This window comes from Rhodopseudomonas sp. B29 (assembly GCF_000333455.1).
Lineage (GTDB): Bacteria > Pseudomonadota > Alphaproteobacteria > Rhizobiales > Xanthobacteraceae > Rhodopseudomonas.
On record NZ_BADD01000533.1, the window covers coordinates 1 to 1,535 of the forward strand.

Here is a 1,535-nt window from a genome sequence, read left to right on the forward strand (position 1 = left end):
GGCCAAGTAAGCGATGCGGGCGGATCCGGTTCAACGCCGTCACAAAGACCTATCGTTCGGGCGCGCCGGCGCTCGGGCCGATCGATCTCGATATCGGCCGCGGCGAGTTCGTCGCCCTACTAGGCCCATCGGGCTGCGGCAAGTCGACGGCGCTGCGCATCATCGCCGGATTGGCGGAAGCCTCGTCGGGCAGCGTCGAGGTCGACACGCAGGCGCGGCGCTCGCGGGGCGAGCACGCCATCGGCTTCGTGTTCCAGGAGCCGACGCTGATGCCGTGGACCAGCGTGCGCAACAACGTCGCGCTGCCGCTGCAACTGGCAAAAACGCCGGCCGCCGAGATCGACCGCCGCGTCGGCGAGGCGCTGGCGCAGGTCGATCTTGCGGATTTCGCCGATGCGTTTCCGCGCGAACTCTCCGGCGGCATGAAGATGCGGGTGTCGCTGGCGCGGGCGCTGGTAACCGATCCGGACATCCTGCTGATGGACGAGCCGTTCGCGGCGCTCGATGAAATCACCCGATTCCGGCTCAACGACGATCTGCTGGCGCTGTGGCGCAGCCTGCGCAAGACCATCGTGTTCGTCACCCATTCGGTATTCGAGTCGGTGTATCTGGCGGAGCGCGTCGTGGTGATGACGCCGCGTCCGGGCCGCATCGGCGCCGAGTTCAACATCGAGGGGCCGGAGCAGCGCGACGCCGACTTCCGCACCTCGGCGGAGTACGCGGCGCAGTGCCGCGCGATTTCGGCCGCGCTGGCCGATGGCGAAGCGGAGCGGCGCCGATGACCAGTCGCGCCATCGCACTGCTGCGCACCGCATTGCCGGTCATCGTGCTGGCGGCGACGCTTGGCGCCTGGGACCTGGTAGTACGACTCAATCACATTCCGCCTTACATATTGCCCGGCCCGCTCCTGGTGATCGAGACGCTGATCAAGGATTGGCCGATCCTCTCCGCATCCCTGGTGTCGACGCTTTTGACGACGCTGGAAGGCTTTGTCGCCGCCGCCGTCGGCGGCATCGCGCTGGCGCTGCTGTTCCATCAGTCGCGCTGGATCGAATACGCGCTGCTGCCCTACGCGATCGTCCTGCAGGTGACGCCGGTGATCGCGATTGCGCCGCTGCTGCTGATCTATCTGCCGCAGGAAACAGCCGTGATCGCCTGCGCCTTCATCGTGGCGTTCTTTCCGGTGCTGGCCAACACGACGCTCGGGCTGAGTTCGGTCGACCGCAATCTCGCGGGACTCTTCAAGCTCTATGGCGCGTCGCGCTGGCAGCGGCTGGTGCGGCTCGAACTGCCGTCGGCGCTGCCGACCATGCTGGGCGGGCTGCGCATCGCCGGTGGGCTGTCGCTGATCGGCGCCGTGGTGGCGGAGATCGCGGCGGGCTCGGCCGGTACCGGCTCCGGTCTCGCTTACCGGATTGCAGAATCCGGATACCGGCTGGCCATTCCCCGCATGTTCGCCGCATTGCTGTTGTTGTCACTGGCAGGCATTGTGATCTATGGGCTGCTGGCCTTCGCGTCGCATCGCCTGTTGCGGC

Annotated in this window: 2 protein-coding genes; both read left to right on the top strand. The window is 67.1% G+C overall.

Annotated features, from left to right (window positions below):
• Positions 1-23: 23 nt before the first annotated feature.
• Complete coding sequence (locus I5M_RS18870) at positions 24-782, top strand: ABC transporter ATP-binding protein (protein WP_051048791.1); 759 nt, start codon at positions 24-26, stop codon at positions 780-782.
• On the top strand, positions 779-1,535 hold a 757-nt coding region (locus I5M_RS18875; RefSeq protein WP_022722821.1), incomplete at its 3' end, for an ABC transporter permease. The genes I5M_RS18870 and I5M_RS18875, both read left to right, overlap by 4 nt.